The following is a 14,835-nucleotide window of genomic DNA, read 5'->3' as shown; positions in this document are numbered from 1 at the left end:
CCTCTACGCACTAACGCCTTGTTATTTCGAAACAAAAGTCCTTTGTTCGCGACGTATTGCCGTGCCTGTGGCTGGGTTAGCATCGCCCCCTCGAATTGACGAGGTCACAGGGGGAATCATGAGCAAAAGCTATTGTTGGGCGTGGCTGACGGGCGTTGTCGCATGGGTGTACGCGGGCCTGCTGAGTGCCGGCGCCCTGGACGACGCCGTGCGCCGTGGCGTGCTTAAGGTCGGCACCACGCCCGCCTATGTGCCCTTCGAGATGACGGACAAGCAGGGACGCATCGTCGGCTTCGAGATCGATTTGCTCAAGGCCATGAGCCACGCCCTGGGCGTCCAACTCGAATTGGTCACCATGCCCTATACCGACCTGGTACCGGGGCTGATGGCGAACAAGTTCGATCTGATCGGCAGCGGCATGACGGTCACTCAAGAGCGCAATCTGAAGCTCAATTTCAGCGACTCCTTCATCGTGGTTGGCCAAACCGCGCTGCTGCATCCGAGCCTGGCCGGCAAAATTTCCAGTATCGAAGACCTCGACGAGGCGGGTTACCGGATCGCCGCCACGGCAGGTACGACCGGAGAGACAGCGGCGCGACGCTTTCTCGGGGCAGCCCGGTTAAGCAGTTTCGCCACCGCGGAAGAGGGCGTGCGGCAGGTGGTGGAGGGCAATGCCGATGCCTTCATTCATGACGCACCCTACAACCTGATCGCAATGGCCCGGCCGGAAAACCGCACTCTGTTGGCGCTCGAGCAGCCATTCACCTTTGAGCCTCTGGCGTTCGGGTTGAAAAAAGGTGATTACGACAGCCTCAACTGGATCAACCACTTCCTCAGCCAGGTGGCCCAGGACGGGACCTACGATCGCCTGCACGACAAGTGGTTCAAGGACACCGCCTGGATGGCCGAGATTGATTGATCGTCATAACCACTTATCTATCAAGACGTTGCCGCGCTCTCCCGCTGAACCTGTCTGACCCTGCGCGTTGCTGCACCGTTGTGGGGCTTTTCCGACATACGCAGGGAACATTTACCCGTGAAACCTTTGTGACGGGCAGCGAGTGGGGTAGGATCGCACCCCGAATTGGTGCAGCCCTTTTGCGCGCCGACTTTATAAGAACCGTTCAGGGGACTTGATGATGAAAAAGTATCTTTCGATGCTGATGCTCGGCGTCACCGCGCTGGTCGCGGCCACTGCGGCCCACGCTGGCGCCATCGATGATGCGGTCAAGCGCGGCACGCTGAAAGTCGGCATGGACCCGACTTACATGCCGTTCGAAATGACAGACAAGCGCGGTGACATCATCGGCTTTGAAGTCGACATCCTCAAGGCCATGGCCAAATCGATGGGCGTCAAACTGGAGCTGGTGTCCACCGGTTACGACGGCATCATCCCGGCCTTCCTGACCGGCAAGTTCGACATGATCGGCAGCGGCATGACGCTGACTCAGGAACGCAACCTGCGACTCAATTTCAGCGAACCCTTCATCGTGGTCGGCCAGACGTTGCTGATTCGCAAGGACCTGGAAGGCACCATCAAGTCCTACAAAGACCTCAACGATGAGAAATACCGCCTGACCTCCAAGCTGGGCACCACCGGTGAGATGGTCGCCAAAAAGCTGATCTCCAAAGCCAAGTACCACGGCTACGACAACGAGCAGGAAGGCGTGCTCGACGTGGTCAACGGCAAGGCTGATGCCTTTGTGTATGACGCACCGTACAACGTGGTTGCCGAGAAAAAGGTCGGCAACGGCAAACTGGTATTCCTGGAAGAACCCTTCACCTTCGAGCCGTTGGCGTTTGGCCTGAAAAAAGGCGATTACGACAGCCTCAACTACATCAATAACTTCCTGCACCAGATCCGCAACGACGGCACCTACGATCGCATCCATGACAAGTGGTTCAAGAGCGCCGAGTGGCTCAAGGACATGGAATAAAGGCTGACACCCAGTCGACTTCATCGCAGGCAAGCCAGCTCCCACAGTTGAAATGCGTTCCCTTATGGGGGCGGGCTTGCCCGCGATGACGGCATGCCAGGCGATACATCTTCGGAAAGTGAAATGAAACAGAAAAAAGCCCAATGGCCCTGGCACCTGCTGACCGTGGTCGTGCTGGTTGGCCTGGCTGGCGCGTTGTACTACGCCACCTCGCTGATGTCTTACGAGTGGCGCTGGAACCGCGTGCCGCAGTACTTCGCCTATCAGGCCGAAACGTCCCAGCGCGCCGCCGACATCTCCACCGTGGTGGAACTGGTGCACAAAGGCGACGTCGCTGAAGTGACCCTGCGCAACGACGCCGGCACTGAGCAAAAGCTCACCGTGGCCGACAACAGCCTGCAAGTGTCGCGTGGCGACGATGTTGCCGAGGGCGACGTGGTGGGCGTGACCCGGCATTGGGCGCTGGGGCCGTTGATGTGGGGCTTGTGGACCACATTGTGGCTCTCGGTGGTGTCCGGCATTCTCGGCCTGGCGATCGGTTTGGCAACCGGCCTGTGCCGTCTGTCCAGTAACCCGACCCTGCGCGACCTGTCGACGATCTACGTCGAGCTGGTACGCGGTACGCCGCTGTTGGTGCAGATCTTCATTTTCTATTTCTTCATCGGCACGGTGCTCAATCTGTCGCGGGAGTTTGCCGGGATCGCGGCGCTGTCGCTGTTCACCGGCGCTTATGTGGCGGAAATCGTGCGCGCCGGTGTGCAGTCGATCACCCGCGGCCAGAATGAAGCCGCGCGTTCCCTGGGCCTGAGTGCCAGCCAGTCGATGCGCCATGTGGTATTGCCGCAAGCGTTCAAGCGCGTGCTGCCGCCTTTGGCCGGGCAATTTATCAGCCTGGTCAAGGACACGTCGCTGGTGTCGGTAATCGCGATTACCGAGCTGCTCAAAAGTGGCCGCGAGGTGATCACCACCTCGTTCTCGCCGTTTGAAATTCTGTTCTGTGTGGCAGGCCTGTACCTGCTGATCAACCTGCCGCTGTCGAAAATGGCCAGCCGGCTTGAGCGGAGGCTCGCGCAAAGTGATTGAAGTCCGCGATCTGGTAAAAGTCTTCGACACCCGTGGTCACGTGGTGCGCGCGGTGGACCACGTCACCACCCAAGTCGCCAAGGGCGAAGTGCTGGTGGTGATCGGCCCGTCGGGTTCCGGCAAATCCACCTTCCTGCGTTGCCTGAATGGTTTGGAAGCATTCGACTCGGGCTCCGTCAGCATCGACGGCCTGCAACTGGCTGACCCGAAAACCGACGTGAACGCCTACCGTCGCGAAGTCGGCATGGTGTTCCAGCATTTCAACCTGTTCCCGCACATGACGGTGCTGGAAAACCTGTGCCTGGCGCAAAAAGTCGTGCGCAAGCGCGGCAAACAAGAGCGCGAGGCCAAGGCCCTGGCGCTGCTCGAAAAGGTCGGTATTGCGCAAAAGGCCAACGAGTTTCCGTCACGTTTGTCCGGTGGACAGCAACAGCGCGTGGCCATCGCCCGCGCGTTGGCGATGGAACCCAAGGTCATGCTGTTTGACGAGCCCACTTCGGCGCTGGACCCGGAAATGGTCGGTGAAGTGCTGGACGTGATGAAGACCCTCGCCCTGGAAGGCATGACCATGGTCTGCGTCACCCACGAGATGGGTTTTGCCCGCGAAGTGGCCGACCGGGTGCTGTTTTTTGACCATGGCAAATTGCTGGAAGACGCTTCCCCTGCCGCGTTCTTTGACGCGCCGAAAGACCCGCGGGCCCAGGCCTTCCTGCGCCAGGTCCTGTAAACCTCAACGCCGGGCTCGACTGGGTCAATTGAGCACCGGCGGCCGCGGTGTGTGGCGACACACCGCCCCCTCATCACACCGCGATTAATCTTCTCCGGCACTGCATTGTGCGGTGCCTGCAAGCGGGTGAGCCGAAACAGGCTCAAACGCTCAATGGATTCGGCGGCTCGGGTCGGCCGCCGTGCAAGGCGGCTCAGATGCGAAAGCGGCCTACCAGGGTTTGCAAGTAAATCCCCAGGCGCGCCAGTTCGGCACTGGAGGCGGCGGTTTCCTCACTGGCCGAAGAGGTCTGTTCAGACACATCGCGCACATTCAGCACACTGCGGTTGATCTCTTCGGCCACGGCACTCTGCTGCTCGGCGGCGGTGGCGATCTGCGAGTTCATCGCCTGAATGGTCGAGACCGTGCGGGTAATATTGCCCAGCGCGTTGCCGGCCCGACGGGTCAGCTCGACGCTGCTGTCGGTGAGGCCACGGCTGTTGTCCAGGATGGTGGCCACCTGCTGGGTGCCGCTTTGCAGGCCGACGATCAGCTCTTCGATCTCTTCAGTGGACTTCTGCGTACGCTGGGCCAGGCTGCGCACCTCATCGGCGACCACGGCAAAGCCACGTCCGGCTTCACCGGCACGCGCGGCCTCGATCGCGGCGTTAAGCGCCAGCAGATTGGTTTGCTGGGCGACCGACTTGATCACGTCGAGCACGCTGCCGATCTTGTCGCTTTCGCGCTTCAGATGGCCCATGGCTTCGGTGGAATTGCCCACCTCAGTGGCCAGGCGCTCGATCTGGGCGATGGCCTCACCCACGACCTTGTCGCCTTCGCGGGCCTGCTGGTCAGCGGCCACGGCGGCTTCAGAGGCTTCCTCGGCGTTACGCGCCACTTCCTGCACGGTGGCCGCCATTTCATTCATGGCAGTGGCCACCTGGTCGGTCTCGACCTTTTGGCTATTGACCCCCGCGCTGGTCTGCTCGGTGACGGCCGACAGTTGCTCGGCGGCGCTGGCGATCTGAGTGACGCCATCGCTGATCCCGCCGATCAGCTCGCGCAGGCCGACGGTCATGCTTTGCGTGGCGCGTTGCAGCTGCCCCAACTCGTCCTGGCGCGCAGAGTTGAGGTTGTGGCTCAGGTCGCCGGAGGCGACGTGCTCAGCGACTTTGAGGGTCTGGTTCAGCGGAATGACGATTTGACGCGTGATGGCCCAGGCGGCGACCACGCCGAAGATCAGCGCCAGTACGGTGGCCAGCAGCAATAGCTGCTTGGCATGCGCCGCGTCGGCATCGCGTACTGCGGTTTGCGAGACGGTGAGTTTTTCGCTGTGGCCCAGCAGGATATCGCCTTGCTCGGTCATGATTTTCAGGGCCGCAGCGCTGGCGACCTGGGAGTCGCGGTACTGGCTGACGGCGGTGCGATAGGCTTGCAGCGACACGCCGGCTTCTTGCAGGTTGGCCTGGTACTGGGCAGGCAATTGGCCTTCCAGTTCGGTGATTTTCTTCAGGGCGTTGTCGATGGCATCCAGGGCAGGCTGCTCGGCCTCCGTCTTGGCGCTGTAGGTGTAGCCGCGCACCTGGAAGCGTGATTGCTGGATCAGCTTGCTCAAGTCGACCACGCTGTTGAACTGGGTGACGCTGTCACCTTGCAGCAGCGCCTTCTCGACCTCATTGGTCTTGGCCACGGCGTTGTCGGCGGTGTCGCCGAGCTTGCTGCGCGCGCCTTCGCGCTTCAGGCCGGCCTGGACCATGGTGGCGAAGGCTTTTTTGTATTGGTTCAAGGCCTCCTGTTGTTGCTCCACCAGGGCCTTGTCGTCGGGTTGCTCGATCAGGGTTTGTGCGGTTTTAAGGCCGTTGTCCAGCTGGGTAAGCAGGCTGTTGACCGCATCCGTGCCTTGTTCGCCGCGACGCATTTCGAAGTCCAGGCGTGCCAGGCGCAGGTCTTTGGTCAGGCCGTTGAGGCTGGAGATAAAGCCCAGTTTGTCACCGCGACTGATCACATCGCCCAGGCCGGTCCAGCCGGTGAAGGTGGTCAACAACGTCAGGACTAACACTAAGCCAAAGCCAATGCTCAGCTTGCGGTTGACGCTCACATTCCCCAGTTTTTCGGCTAACCAACGATACATACTGCGAACTCCCTTTGAACAAGGCTTGGACTTATTCAGAGGCTATCGGCTGCGCAGGATTATTCTGTAGGCGCGATGGATCATGTTGCGCGTTTTGAGGTGGGCAGGTTTTTTGTGGCGAGCGGGCTTGCCCCGCGTTGGGCTGCGCAGCAGCCCCAGTCAGAGCAACGCCGTATGTCAGGCATACCCAGTTGACCGTTTTGGGGCCGCTTCGCGCCCCAACGCGGGCAAGCCCGCTCGCCACAAAAAGCCCGCTGGGCAGGCAAACGGCGAGGTTTAGAACAGGCGGGCGAGCAGGGCGGTCACGGCGGTTTCTACGCGCAGGATTCGTGCGCCGAGCTGCACGGGTTGCAAGCCGGCTTTGGTCAGCAGGTCCACTTCGTAGGGTATCCAGCCACCTTCCGGGCCGATGGCCAGCGTTACCGGTTCATTCAGCGCACGCGGGCAGGCTGGGTAGTCGCCGGGGTGGCCGATCAGGCCGAGGGTGCCTGCGGTCATGGCTGGCAGGCGATCTTCGACGAACGGCTTGAAGCGCTTTTCGATAACGATCTCGGGCAGCACCGTATCGCGCGCCTGCTCCAGACCCAGAACCAACTGCTCGCGAATCGCCTCGGGCTCAAGGAACGGGGTTTGCCAGAAGCTCTTCTCCACGCGGTAGCTGTTGACCAGCACCACCTTGGGCACGCCCATGGCTGCGACGGTTTGCAGCACTCGGCGCAGCATCTTCGGGCGCGGCAGGGCCAGCAGCAGGGTCAGCGGCAGTTTGGCCGGCGGCTGCAGGTCGAAGCTGACTTGCAGCTCGGCTTCGCCGGGCTCCAGGCGCAGCAGTTGGGCGTTGCCCATCAGCCCGCCAATGCGCCCCACACGCAGGTTGTCACCCACCACAGCGCGGTGGACATCCTGCATATGCACCAGGCGCCGATCACGCAGGATCACCCGGTCGGCCGCGATAAAGTCGGCCTCCTCAAGCAGCAGCAGGTTCACGGCTGGGTCGCTGGCGGCTGATCGTCGTCGGCGGGTTGGTCATCCGGGTGCTCGCCACGTTTGCTGATCAAACTGCCAAACAGGATGCCGATCTCGAAGAGCATCCACATCGGCACAGCCAACAGGGTCTGCGAGAAGATGTCCGGTGGCGTCAGGATCATGCCGACCACAAAGCAACCGATGATCACGTACGGGCGCACTTTCTTCAGGTACTTGACGTCAACCACGCCGATCCATACCAGCAGCACCACGGCGACCGGGATTTCAAAGGCCACGCCAAAGGCGAAGAACAGCGTCATCACGAAGTCGAGGTAACTGGTGATGTCGGTCATCATCTCCACACCGGCCGGGGTGGCGGCGGCGAAAAACTTGAAGATCAGCGGGAACACCAGGAAATAGGCGAAGGCCATGCCGGTGTAGAACAGCAGGATGCTCGACACCAGCAATGGCACCGCGATGCGTTTCTCATGCTTGTACAGGCCCGGCGCGATAAAGCCCCAGATCTGGTGCAGGATCACCGGGATCGCCAGGAACAGCGAAACCATCATGGTCAGCTTCAACGGCGTCAGGAACGGTGACGACACGTCGGTGGCGATCATCGTCGCGCCGGCCGGCAGGTACTGGCGCAGCGGTGTCGAAACGAAGGTGTAGATCTGCTGGGTGAAGGCGAACAGCCCGGCAAAGATGATGAAGATCGCCGCTACGCAACGCAGCAGGCGGGTACGCAGCTCGGTGAGGTGCGAAACCAGCGGCATGTGCTGGTCGTTTTCCGGTTTATCAGCGCTCATGGGGCTCGCGGCGGCAATGTAGGGTCATGGGGAGCGGGCGACGCAACAGGCGTCGGCGCTGGCGCTGGCGCTGTCGGGGCAGGTGCGGTGGGTGCCGGGGTGTGTTCCAACACCGGTGCAGCTTCGGCCACGGGCGGCGGCGCGATGCTGTGCTCGGCCACGGGCTCTGCCGGTTTGCTCGGTTCATTAACCGGCGACAGAATCTTGCGCGCTTCCTGCTCCAGCGAAAGGATATGTTCGTTGTGCAGCTGGCGGCGAATCTCGTCGGCGCCGATTTCCCGTTCAACTTCCTGTTTGATGGCGTTGAAACTGCGTTTCAGGCGCCCGATCCATAGGCCAGCCGTGCGCGCGGCACCGGGCAGGCGTTCCGGCCCCAATACCAGCAGGGCGACGAGGCCGACGAGGAGCAGTTCAGAGAAGCTGATACCAAACATTAGTCAGTGCTCACGAGTCTTTGCGGGTCGGCTCTTGGACTTTTTCAGCCTGCACGTCGAAGGTACGACGTTCGGTGATGGGCTGGGTGGCCTGCGGGTGCACAGGCTGGACCGGCGGCGCTGGGTTAACGACAGGGTTGACCACTGGGTCGGCTGGCTTTTCGTCATCGTTCATGGCTTTGCGAAAGCCCTTGATCGACTCGCCCACGTCAGTGCCCAGGTTTTTTAGTTTCTTGGTGCCGAACACCAGTACCACCACCACCAGAATGACGATCCAGTGTTTCCAGTCAAAAATGCCCATGCTGCAATTCCTCTGTGAAAGTTATTCAGGTGGACGGGCGCGAGGCCTTTTCGGCATGCCCGGACAAGCCGAAGCGACGGTCCAGTTCATCCAGCACTGCCTGCGGATGCTGCCCCAGTTGGGCGAGCATGACCAGGCTATGGAACCATAGGTCAGCGGTTTCGTAGATGACATCGCTGCAGTCGCCGCTGATCTGTGCGTCTTTGGCAGCAATGATGGTTTCGACGGATTCCTCGCCGAGTTTTTCCAGAATCTTGTTCAAACCCTTGTGGTACAGGCTGGCGACATAGGAGCTGTCGGCGTCCGCGCCTTTGCGGTCTTCCAGCACCTGGGCCACGCGGTTGAGGGTATCGCTCATGTCTAGTGTCCTGCCGAGTAAATGGCGTGCGGGTCTTTGAGCACCGGTTCGACCACCTTCCATTCGCCATTCTCGAACACGCGATAGAAGCAGCTGTGACGGCCGGTGTGGCAGGCGATGTCGCCGATCTGCTCGACTTTGAGGATTACCACGTCGGCGTCGCAGTCGATGCGCATCTCGTGCAGGGTTTGCACGTGCCCGGACTCTTCGCCCTTGCGCCACAGTTTGCCACGCGAACGTGACCAGTAAATGGCGCGCTGCTCAGTGGCAGTGAGGCTCAGGGCCTCACGGTTCATCCAGGCCATCATCAGCACGCGCCCGGTCTTGTAGTCCTGGGCAATGGCCGGCACCAGGCCGTCACTGTCCCATTTGATCTCGTCCAGCCAGTCTTTCATGTTCCGCTCCGGCAATTTGCGACAGTGTATAACCGGATCGGCTATCGACGCACGATCAGATAAACACCCACGGCGACCATGATGCCGGCCGGCCAGTGGCCCAGTTGGTTCAACGGCCCACCGATGGCCAGCATTACGCCGCCGACCAGGTGCGCGGCGCCCAGCAGGCGCAGGAACCAATCGTCCTTGCGCTTCTGCCAGGGCGGCGCGGGGTCTTTGGCGTGGGGCTGGGACATGCGCTCGAGCAGGTCGCGCGTCATGTTGGCCAGGTGCGGCAGCTGCTCGACCTGGCTTTGCAGGTTGCCCAGCAAGGTTTTCGGGCTGACGCGCTCACGCATCCAGCGCTCCAGGAACGGCTGCGCGGTGTTCCACAGGTCGAGGTCCGGGTACAGCTGACGGCCCAGGCCTTCGATGTTGAGCAGGGTTTTCTGCAGCAGCACCAGTTGCGGCTGCACTTCCATATTGAAGCGCCGCGCGGTCTGGAACAGGCGCATCAGTACCTGGCCGAATGAAATATCTTTTAACGGTTTTTCAAAGATCGGTTCGCACACGGTGCGGATGGCCGCTTCGAATTCGTTGAGCTTGGTTTCTGCCGGCACCCAGCCCGAATCGATGTGCAGTTGCGCCACGCGGCGGTAGTCACGCTTGAAGAAGGCGAACAGGTTGCGCGCCAGGTAATCCTGGTCTTCCGGGGTCAGGCTGCCGACGATGCCGCAGTCGATCGCAATGTACTGCGGGCTCCACGGGTTGACGGTGCTGACGAAGATGTTGCCCGGGTGCATGTCGGCGTGGAAAAAGCTGTCGCGGAACACCTGGGTGAAGAAGATCTCCACGCCGCGCTCGGCGAGCATTTTCATGTCGGTGCGCTGGTCGGCCAGGGTGGCGAGGTCGGTAACTTGCACGCCGTAGATGCGCTCCATCACCAGCACTTTGGGGCGGCACCAGTCCCAATACACTTGCGGCACGTACAGCAGCTGCGAGCCTTCGAAGTTGCGCTTGAGCTGGCTGGCGTTGGCGGCCTCGCGCAGCAGGTCGAGTTCGTCGTAGATAGTTTTTTCGTAGTCGGCGACCACGTCCACCGGGTGCAGCAGGCGTGCGTCGGCAGAGAAGCGCTCGGCGGCGCGCGCAAGAATGAACAGCCACGCCAGGTCCTGGCCAATGATCGGCTTGAGGCCGGGGCGAATCACCTTCACCACCACTTCTTCGCCAGTCTTGAGCTGCGCGGCGTGCACTTGTGCGACCGAGGCCGAGGCCAGCGGGTCGACGTCGAAACGCCTGAATACTTCGCTGATTTTTTTGCCCAACTGCTCTTCGATCAGCTTCATCGACTGTTGGGAATCAAACGGCGGCACGCGGTCCTGCAGCAGCATCAACTCGTCGGCGATGTCTTCGGGCAACAGGTCGCGGCGGGTGGAGAGGATCTGCCCGAACTTGATAAAAATCGGCCCCAAATCCTGCAACGCCAGGCGCAGGCGCGCGCCACGACTCAGCTCCAGCGGTCTGCGCGGGAGCCAGCGCCATGGCAGCACATAGCGCACCGCCAGCAGAAACCACGGCAAGGGCAGGGCGAACAGCAGGTCATCGAGGCGGTAGCGGATTACGACGCGCTGGATACGAAACAGACGGCGGACGGCGAGCAGCTTCATGCGTTATCGCTTGGATCAAGGGAACGGCTCAGGCGCTCAACGCGCGCCTCGAGGCGTTCCAGGTCGATTTTGGCCTTGTCGAGTTCGCGAAAGCGCGCTTGCGCTTCCCGTTCTCCGACCAGGGTGCGCGATTCTTCGCTCAGGTATTCGGCAAGGTTCTGGTTGAGGGCGGCGAACCCTTGCTGGTACCAGCGCGAGCGGCTGCGCAGGTGCCCGCTGATCAACTGAGTGGCCACGGGGCCGATCCAGCGTGACAGCTCGTATTCCCAGTCCAGTTCCAGGTCTTGCAGCACAGCGGCCAGGTCCATCAGCACCGCGCTGTCGCCTTCCAGTTCCACGTCGGGGCCGTGGAGGATGGCGGTCTTGTTGCGGCTCAGCGCCAGGTGCAACAGGCTCGAGGCGGGCGCACGCAGGGTGCAGTCGGCTTCGGCGGCCCATTGGGTCGCGAGCAGCACGCCTTCATCGCTGGGCAGGATAAACAGCTGCAAGGCGGGGCTCGTGCAGTCGACGGCAATGATTTTGCCGTTCAAGTGCGCGAGCCGCGCCAGGGCGGTGCTGTCCAGGCGCAGCACACGGTTGAGGCCGTGTTCAACGCTGGCGAGAAGGCCTGCGAACAGCATCAGGGTTTGATGCCGCGGTGCAGGGCGACGATGCCCGAGGTCATGTTGTGGTAGGTCACGCGGTCGAAACCGGCGTCTACCATCATCGACTTCAGCGTTTCCTGGTCGGGGTGCATGCGGATCGATTCGGCCAGGTAGCGGTAGCTCTCGGCGTCATTGGTGATCAGCTTGCCCATCAACGGCATGAAGGCGAACGAGTAGGTGTCGTAGACCTTGGACATCAGCGCGTTGGTCGGCTTGGAGAACTCCAGCACCAGCAGGCGGCCACCCGGCTTGAGCACTCGCAGCATCGAGCGGATGGCGTCTTCTTTGTGGGTCACGTTGCGCAGGCCGAAGGCGATGGTCACGCAGTCGAAATGGTTATCCGGGAACGGCAGCTTTTCAGCGTCGGCCTGGACGAATTCGATGTTGCCGGCCACGCCTTTATCCAGCAGGCGATCACGGCCAACCTTGAGCATCGAACCGTTGATATCCGCCAGCACCACCTGGCCGGTCGGGCCGACGAGCTTGGAGAACTTGGCGGCCAGGTCGCCCGTACCGCCGGCAATGTCCAGCACGCGGTTGCCGGTGCGTACACCCGACAACTCGATAGTGAAGCGCTTCCACAGGCGGTGCATGCCGCCCGACAGCACGTCGTTCATCAGGTCGTACTTGGCGGCTACGGAGTGGAACACCTCAGCGACTTTTTCCGCTTTCTGGCTTTCCGGAACGTTCTTGAAGCCGAAGTGAGTGGTGGGTTCGGCATCGCTGCCTTTGCGCTGATCAGTCATATCGCTGTCACCAAAAGAGAATGCGGGACATGATAATCCCCAAGGCTTGCTTTGTCTTGGCAAGGCTGAAGGTAAGATAGACGGTCACCGAGACCTTTTGCCGCATGGCCGGTGTTCTGAGTCGTTATAAAGAGGAGTCATTGCAATGGCCCGTATTACCGTAGAGCGTGCACATTCCCTGGGTAAAGAAGGCGCGCGGGCGAAGGCCGAGAAGTTGGCGCACAAACTCAAAGAGCAATATGGCCTTGAGCCCTCGTGGTCTGGCGACACCCTGATGCTCAAACGGTCCGGGGTTAAAGGCACGGTACTTGTGGCGGATGACTCGCTGCGCATTGATGTGGAACTCGGCCTGTTGATGTCAGCCATGAGTGGCACTATCAAATCCGAAATCGAGAAAGCCGTGGATAAGGCGCTGGCCTGATTCGAGTGCGCTTAGGGTGCCGATTCTAATTTTTCACCCTACTTTGTGCCCAAGCCCTCAACTCCTGTGGGCCGTTCCTCGACCCTGATTTGCGTGAGGTGCACCATGGCCAAAGTTATTTTGAAGAAAAAAATCGACATTCAGCCCACCGCCCTGAGTGACGTTAAAAGCTACGCCCGCAAGATCTGGCTGGCAGGTCTTGGTGCCTACGCCAAGGTCGGCAGTGAAGGCAGCGAGTACTTCAAAGAGCTGGTTAAGACTGGTCAACATGTTGAAAGTAAAGGTAAAAAAGTTGTCGTTGAACAACTTGATGCTGCCAACAGTCAGATTGATCAAGTAAAGAGTAATGTCTCAAGCGTCAAAGGTTTGGTTGAAGTTCAACTGGATAAAGTTGAAAAAGCTTTTGACACGCGTGTTGCCAGTGCCTTGAATCGGATCGGCATTGCGTCTAAACATGACGTTGAGACACTCTCTGCTAAGCTCGAAGAGCTGACGGCATTGCTAGAACGTGTCGCGCGTAAACACTAAGGAGACATCGGGATGGCTGTTAAAAAGACTACTCAGAAAGAAGGCAGCTCGTGGATCGGGGAAGTTGAAAAATATTCCCGTAAGATCTGGCTTGCTGGTTTAGGCGTGTACTCGAAGGTTAGCAGTGACGGCGGTAAGTACTTCGAGACTTTGGTCAAGGACGGCGAAAAGGCCGAGAAGTTGACCAAGACTACAGTCGGTAAGAAAGTAGAAGCGGCAAAGGCGAGTGCGGGTTCTGCCAAGTCGAGCATTTCTGACACGTGGGGCAAGTTGGAAGAAACTTTCGACAAGCGCCTTAACAGTGCCATTTCGCGACTGGGCGTGCCGAGCAAAGCTGAGCTGAAGACGCTGCACGGCAAAGTCGATACGCTGACCCGTCAAATCGAAAAGCTCACGGGCGCAAAAGTGGCCCCGGCTAAAACCGCAGCGGCCAAACCAGCTGCCAAGCCTGCCGCTAAAACGGCTGCGGCAAAACCTGCTGCGAAAGCTGCAGCCAAGCCTCTGGTTAAAGCGGCGGCTAAACCCGCTGCCAAACCTGCGGCCAAGGCTCCAGCCAAAGCCGCGGCTAAACCGGCTGCCAAGCCTGCCGCTAAAACAGCCGCTGCTAAACCTGCCGCCAAGTCTGCTGCTAAACCCGTGGCCGCTAAAGCAACTGCCAAGCCAGCGGCTAAACCTGCTGCCAAGGCGGCTGCGAAACCTGCGGCTAAAACGGCTGCTGCAAAACCCGCTGCCAAGCCTGCCGCGAAATCTGCAGCCAAGCCAGCCGCGGCAAAACCGGCTGCCAAAGCTGTGGCGGCCAAGCCAGCGGCAAAACCAGCCGCCGCCAAGAAGCCTGCTGTAGCGAAAAAACCAGCAGCGGCAAAACCAGCGGTTGCGGCCAAGCCTGCAACGCCGGCGCCGACCGCTTCGACAGCCAACTCGGTGTCCGCACCGACGCACGCTGCTACTGCCCCGACTGCATCGCCGGCAACCCCGACGCCATCCAGTCAGTCCTGATTTTTTCAGGGCACAAAAAACGCCCGGCCTGTGAAGGTCGGGCGTTTTTTATTGGCGATCTTATGACCCACATAGTTCCAATGTGGGAGCGGGCAAGCCCGCTCCCACATTTTCAATCCAGATCATCCAGATATTTCAGGGCAAACTTCTCGGTCGCCTGTCGCGCCGGCAACAACAGATGCGGCGCCACCAGCATCATGATCTGGTACACCACCACGCGCACTTCGCCTTCTCGGTCGAGGATGCGCTGGTAGTCCAGCGAAAACAGCAGCGTCAGGGTGATCTGCTCCACCAATTGCCCCAGTGCCTGGGTATCACTGACCAACTGCCCCGCCGCCTTCAAGCGCGCAAGCAGCGACGCCAGCGTACGCTTGAGCGCCGTGAGCAAGGTGCGAATGCCCTTGGCCAGCTTTGGCAGGCGCCCCGCCAGGTTTGACAGGTCCTGAAACAGGAACCGGTAATGGGCCATGCGCTCGACGATCAAGTGCAGGAACAGCCAGTAATCCTCGGCGCTGAGCTGCGCGTCCGCCGGCGGGTCAAGCAGCGGCGCCAGTTCATTCTGAAAGCGCTCGAACAGCCCGAGCACCAACGGCTCCTTGCCATGGAAGTGGTAGTAGAGGTTGCCGGGGCTGATCCCCATTTCATTGGCTACCTCCATGGTCGACACGTTCGGTTCGCCCTTGTGGTTGAACAACTGCAAGGCACATTCAAGGATACGGTCGCGGGTCTTCATCCAG

General features: G+C 60.5%; 18 protein-coding genes and 1 pseudogene. 7 read left to right on the top strand and 12 right to left on the bottom strand.

The features are described from left to right. Nucleotides 1-118 precede the first annotated feature (118 nt). The 4 genes from ACM530_RS08000 (at nucleotide 119) to ACM530_RS07985 (ending at nucleotide 3,747) form a co-directional block, all read left to right on the top strand. On the top strand, nucleotides 119-919 hold the full coding sequence (locus ACM530_RS08000; RefSeq protein WP_416364550.1) for a transporter substrate-binding domain-containing protein: 801 nt from the start codon (nucleotides 119-121) through the stop codon (nucleotides 917-919). A 220-nt stretch (nucleotides 920-1,139) separates the two neighbouring features. Further along, entirely contained in the window at nucleotides 1,140-1,937 is a 798-nt protein-coding gene (locus tag ACM530_RS07995) for a transporter substrate-binding domain-containing protein (protein ID WP_145159945.1), read from the top strand. A gap of 123 nt (nucleotides 1,938-2,060) precedes the next feature. Next, a complete protein-coding gene (locus tag ACM530_RS07990) occupies nucleotides 2,061-3,020 on the top strand; it encodes an amino acid ABC transporter permease (RefSeq protein WP_145159947.1) in 960 nt (319 codons plus the stop codon). Then, complete coding sequence (locus ACM530_RS07985) at nucleotides 3,013-3,747, top strand: amino acid ABC transporter ATP-binding protein (RefSeq protein WP_369301648.1); 735 nt, start codon at nucleotides 3,013-3,015, stop codon at nucleotides 3,745-3,747. Before ACM530_RS07990 ends, ACM530_RS07985 begins: the two co-directional genes overlap by 8 nt. 193 nt (nucleotides 3,748-3,940) lie before the next feature. Here ACM530_RS07985 and ACM530_RS07980 read toward each other — a convergent pair whose 3' ends face one another. The 11 genes and pseudogenes from ACM530_RS07980 to ubiE all read right to left on the bottom strand — a co-directional run bounded on the left by ACM530_RS07980 (nucleotide 3,941) and on the right by ubiE (nucleotide 12,153). Next, the gene (locus tag ACM530_RS07980; protein WP_410017213.1) at nucleotides 3,941-4,654 is read right to left on the bottom strand and encodes a methyl-accepting chemotaxis protein; all 714 of its coding nucleotides are present in this window, start codon (nucleotides 4,652-4,654) and stop codon (nucleotides 3,941-3,943) included. 171 nt (nucleotides 4,655-4,825) lie between these two features. Further along, nucleotides 4,826-5,857, bottom strand: a pseudogene (locus ACM530_RS07975) (methyl-accepting chemotaxis protein); the annotation flags it as partial. A 276-nt stretch (nucleotides 5,858-6,133) separates the two neighbouring features. Next, nucleotides 6,134-6,841, bottom strand: coding sequence for a 16S rRNA (uracil(1498)-N(3))-methyltransferase (locus ACM530_RS07970; RefSeq protein WP_416364549.1), 708 nt, complete (start codon nucleotides 6,839-6,841; stop codon nucleotides 6,134-6,136). Further along, entirely contained in the window at nucleotides 6,838-7,629 is a 792-nt protein-coding gene (tatC, locus tag ACM530_RS07965; RefSeq protein ID WP_106577507.1) for a twin-arginine translocase subunit TatC, read from the bottom strand. The genes ACM530_RS07970 and tatC overlap by 4 nt, the downstream gene beginning before the upstream one ends. After that, nucleotides 7,626-8,063: a Sec-independent protein translocase protein TatB gene (gene tatB, locus ACM530_RS07960; protein WP_416364548.1), complete on the bottom strand. Its 438-nt coding sequence runs from the start codon at nucleotides 8,061-8,063 to the stop codon at nucleotides 7,626-7,628. The genes tatC and tatB overlap by 4 nt, the downstream gene beginning before the upstream one ends. A 10-nt stretch (nucleotides 8,064-8,073) precedes the next feature. After that, nucleotides 8,074-8,364, bottom strand: a complete 291-nt coding sequence (locus tag ACM530_RS07955) for a twin-arginine translocase TatA/TatE family subunit (protein ID WP_106577509.1) — start codon at nucleotides 8,362-8,364, stop codon at nucleotides 8,074-8,076. Nucleotides 8,365-8,389: 25 nt separating this feature from the next. After that, complete coding sequence (locus ACM530_RS07950; RefSeq protein WP_049710425.1) at nucleotides 8,390-8,722, bottom strand: phosphoribosyl-ATP diphosphatase; 333 nt, start codon at nucleotides 8,720-8,722, stop codon at nucleotides 8,390-8,392. A 2-nt stretch (nucleotides 8,723-8,724) separates the two neighbouring features. Then, nucleotides 8,725-9,117, bottom strand: coding sequence for a phosphoribosyl-AMP cyclohydrolase (gene hisI / locus ACM530_RS07945; RefSeq protein ID WP_012721796.1), 393 nt, complete (start codon nucleotides 9,115-9,117; stop codon nucleotides 8,725-8,727). 41 nt (nucleotides 9,118-9,158) lie between these two features. Further along, nucleotides 9,159-10,763, bottom strand: coding sequence for a ubiquinone biosynthesis regulatory protein kinase UbiB (gene ubiB, locus ACM530_RS07940; RefSeq protein WP_416364547.1), 1,605 nt, complete (start codon nucleotides 10,761-10,763; stop codon nucleotides 9,159-9,161). Continuing rightward, nucleotides 10,760-11,383, bottom strand: a complete 624-nt coding sequence (locus tag ACM530_RS07935) for a ubiquinone biosynthesis accessory factor UbiJ (RefSeq protein ID WP_145159959.1) — start codon at nucleotides 11,381-11,383, stop codon at nucleotides 10,760-10,762. The genes ubiB and ACM530_RS07935 overlap by 4 nt, the downstream gene beginning before the upstream one ends. Continuing rightward, a complete protein-coding gene (ubiE, locus tag ACM530_RS07930; RefSeq protein ID WP_106577513.1) occupies nucleotides 11,383-12,153 on the bottom strand; it encodes a bifunctional demethylmenaquinone methyltransferase/2-methoxy-6-polyprenyl-1,4-benzoquinol methylase UbiE in 771 nt (256 codons plus the stop codon). The genes ACM530_RS07935 and ubiE overlap by 1 nt, the downstream gene beginning before the upstream one ends. Nucleotides 12,154-12,298: 145 nt before the next feature. Between ubiE and ACM530_RS07925 the strand changes: the two genes are divergently transcribed. The 3 genes from ACM530_RS07925 (at nucleotide 12,299) to ACM530_RS07915 (ending at nucleotide 14,098) form a co-directional block, all read left to right on the top strand. Then, nucleotides 12,299-12,574, top strand: coding sequence for a polyhydroxyalkanoic acid system family protein (locus ACM530_RS07925; RefSeq protein WP_416364546.1), 276 nt, complete (start codon nucleotides 12,299-12,301; stop codon nucleotides 12,572-12,574). Between the two features lie 105 nt (nucleotides 12,575-12,679). Next, entirely contained in the window at nucleotides 12,680-13,102 is a 423-nt protein-coding gene (locus ACM530_RS07920) for a phasin family protein (protein WP_416364545.1), read from the top strand. 12 nt (nucleotides 13,103-13,114) lie between these two features. Beyond that, nucleotides 13,115-14,098 carry a phasin family protein gene (locus ACM530_RS07915; protein ID WP_242198793.1) on the top strand — a complete coding sequence of 328 codons (984 nt, stop codon included), beginning with the start codon at nucleotides 13,115-13,117 and terminating at the stop codon, nucleotides 14,096-14,098. Nucleotides 14,099-14,210: 112 nt separating this feature from the next. Here the strand turns inward: ACM530_RS07915 and ACM530_RS07910 are convergent, their stop codons facing one another. Next, a complete protein-coding gene (locus tag ACM530_RS07910) occupies nucleotides 14,211-14,831 on the bottom strand; it encodes a TetR/AcrR family transcriptional regulator (RefSeq protein WP_145159967.1) in 621 nt (206 codons plus the stop codon). Between the last annotated feature and the right edge of the window lie 4 nt (nucleotides 14,832-14,835).

This window comes from Pseudomonas sp. NFX183 (assembly GCF_047943075.1).
Lineage (GTDB): Bacteria > Pseudomonadota > Gammaproteobacteria > Pseudomonadales > Pseudomonadaceae > Aquipseudomonas.
Note: the sequence above shows the minus strand (reverse complement) of the source record. Positions and strands in the feature narration are given on the sequence as shown.

Bases quoted from the DNA above. Each gene is read 5' to 3' on its own strand.
- ubiE (WP_106577513.1), bottom strand. From the start codon at position 12,153: ATGACTGATCAGCGCAAAGGCAGCGATGCCGAACCCACCACTCACTTC.
- ACM530_RS07990 (WP_145159947.1), top strand. From the start codon at position 2,061: ATGAAACAGAAAAAAGCCCAATGGCCCTGGCACCTGCTGACCGTGGTC.
- ACM530_RS07910 (WP_145159967.1), bottom strand. From the start codon at position 14,831: ATGAAGACCCGCGACCGTATCCTTGAATGTGCCTTGCAGTTGTTCAAC.
- ACM530_RS08000 (WP_416364550.1), top strand. From the start codon at position 119: ATGAGCAAAAGCTATTGTTGGGCGTGGCTGACGGGCGTTGTCGCATGG.
- ACM530_RS07935 (WP_145159959.1), bottom strand. From the start codon at position 11,383: ATGCTGTTCGCAGGCCTTCTCGCCAGCGTTGAACACGGCCTCAACCGT.
- ACM530_RS07920 (WP_416364545.1), top strand. From the start codon at position 12,680: ATGGCCAAAGTTATTTTGAAGAAAAAAATCGACATTCAGCCCACCGCC.
- ACM530_RS07950 (WP_049710425.1), bottom strand. From the start codon at position 8,722: ATGAGCGATACCCTCAACCGCGTGGCCCAGGTGCTGGAAGACCGCAAA.
- tatC (WP_106577507.1), bottom strand. From the start codon at position 7,629: ATGAGCGCTGATAAACCGGAAAACGACCAGCACATGCCGCTGGTTTCG.
- tatB (WP_416364548.1), bottom strand. From the start codon at position 8,063: ATGTTTGGTATCAGCTTCTCTGAACTGCTCCTCGTCGGCCTCGTCGCC.
- ACM530_RS07955 (WP_106577509.1), bottom strand. From the start codon at position 8,364: ATGGGCATTTTTGACTGGAAACACTGGATCGTCATTCTGGTGGTGGTG.
- ACM530_RS07925 (WP_416364546.1), top strand. From the start codon at position 12,299: ATGGCCCGTATTACCGTAGAGCGTGCACATTCCCTGGGTAAAGAAGGC.
- hisI (WP_012721796.1), bottom strand. From the start codon at position 9,117: ATGAAAGACTGGCTGGACGAGATCAAATGGGACAGTGACGGCCTGGTG.
- ACM530_RS07995 (WP_145159945.1), top strand. From the start codon at position 1,140: ATGAAAAAGTATCTTTCGATGCTGATGCTCGGCGTCACCGCGCTGGTC.
- ACM530_RS07980 (WP_410017213.1), bottom strand. From the start codon at position 4,654: ATGAATGAAATGGCGGCCACCGTGCAGGAAGTGGCGCGTAACGCCGAG.
- ubiB (WP_416364547.1), bottom strand. From the start codon at position 10,763: ATGAAGCTGCTCGCCGTCCGCCGTCTGTTTCGTATCCAGCGCGTCGTA.
- ACM530_RS07915 (WP_242198793.1), top strand. From the start codon at position 13,115: ATGGCTGTTAAAAAGACTACTCAGAAAGAAGGCAGCTCGTGGATCGGG.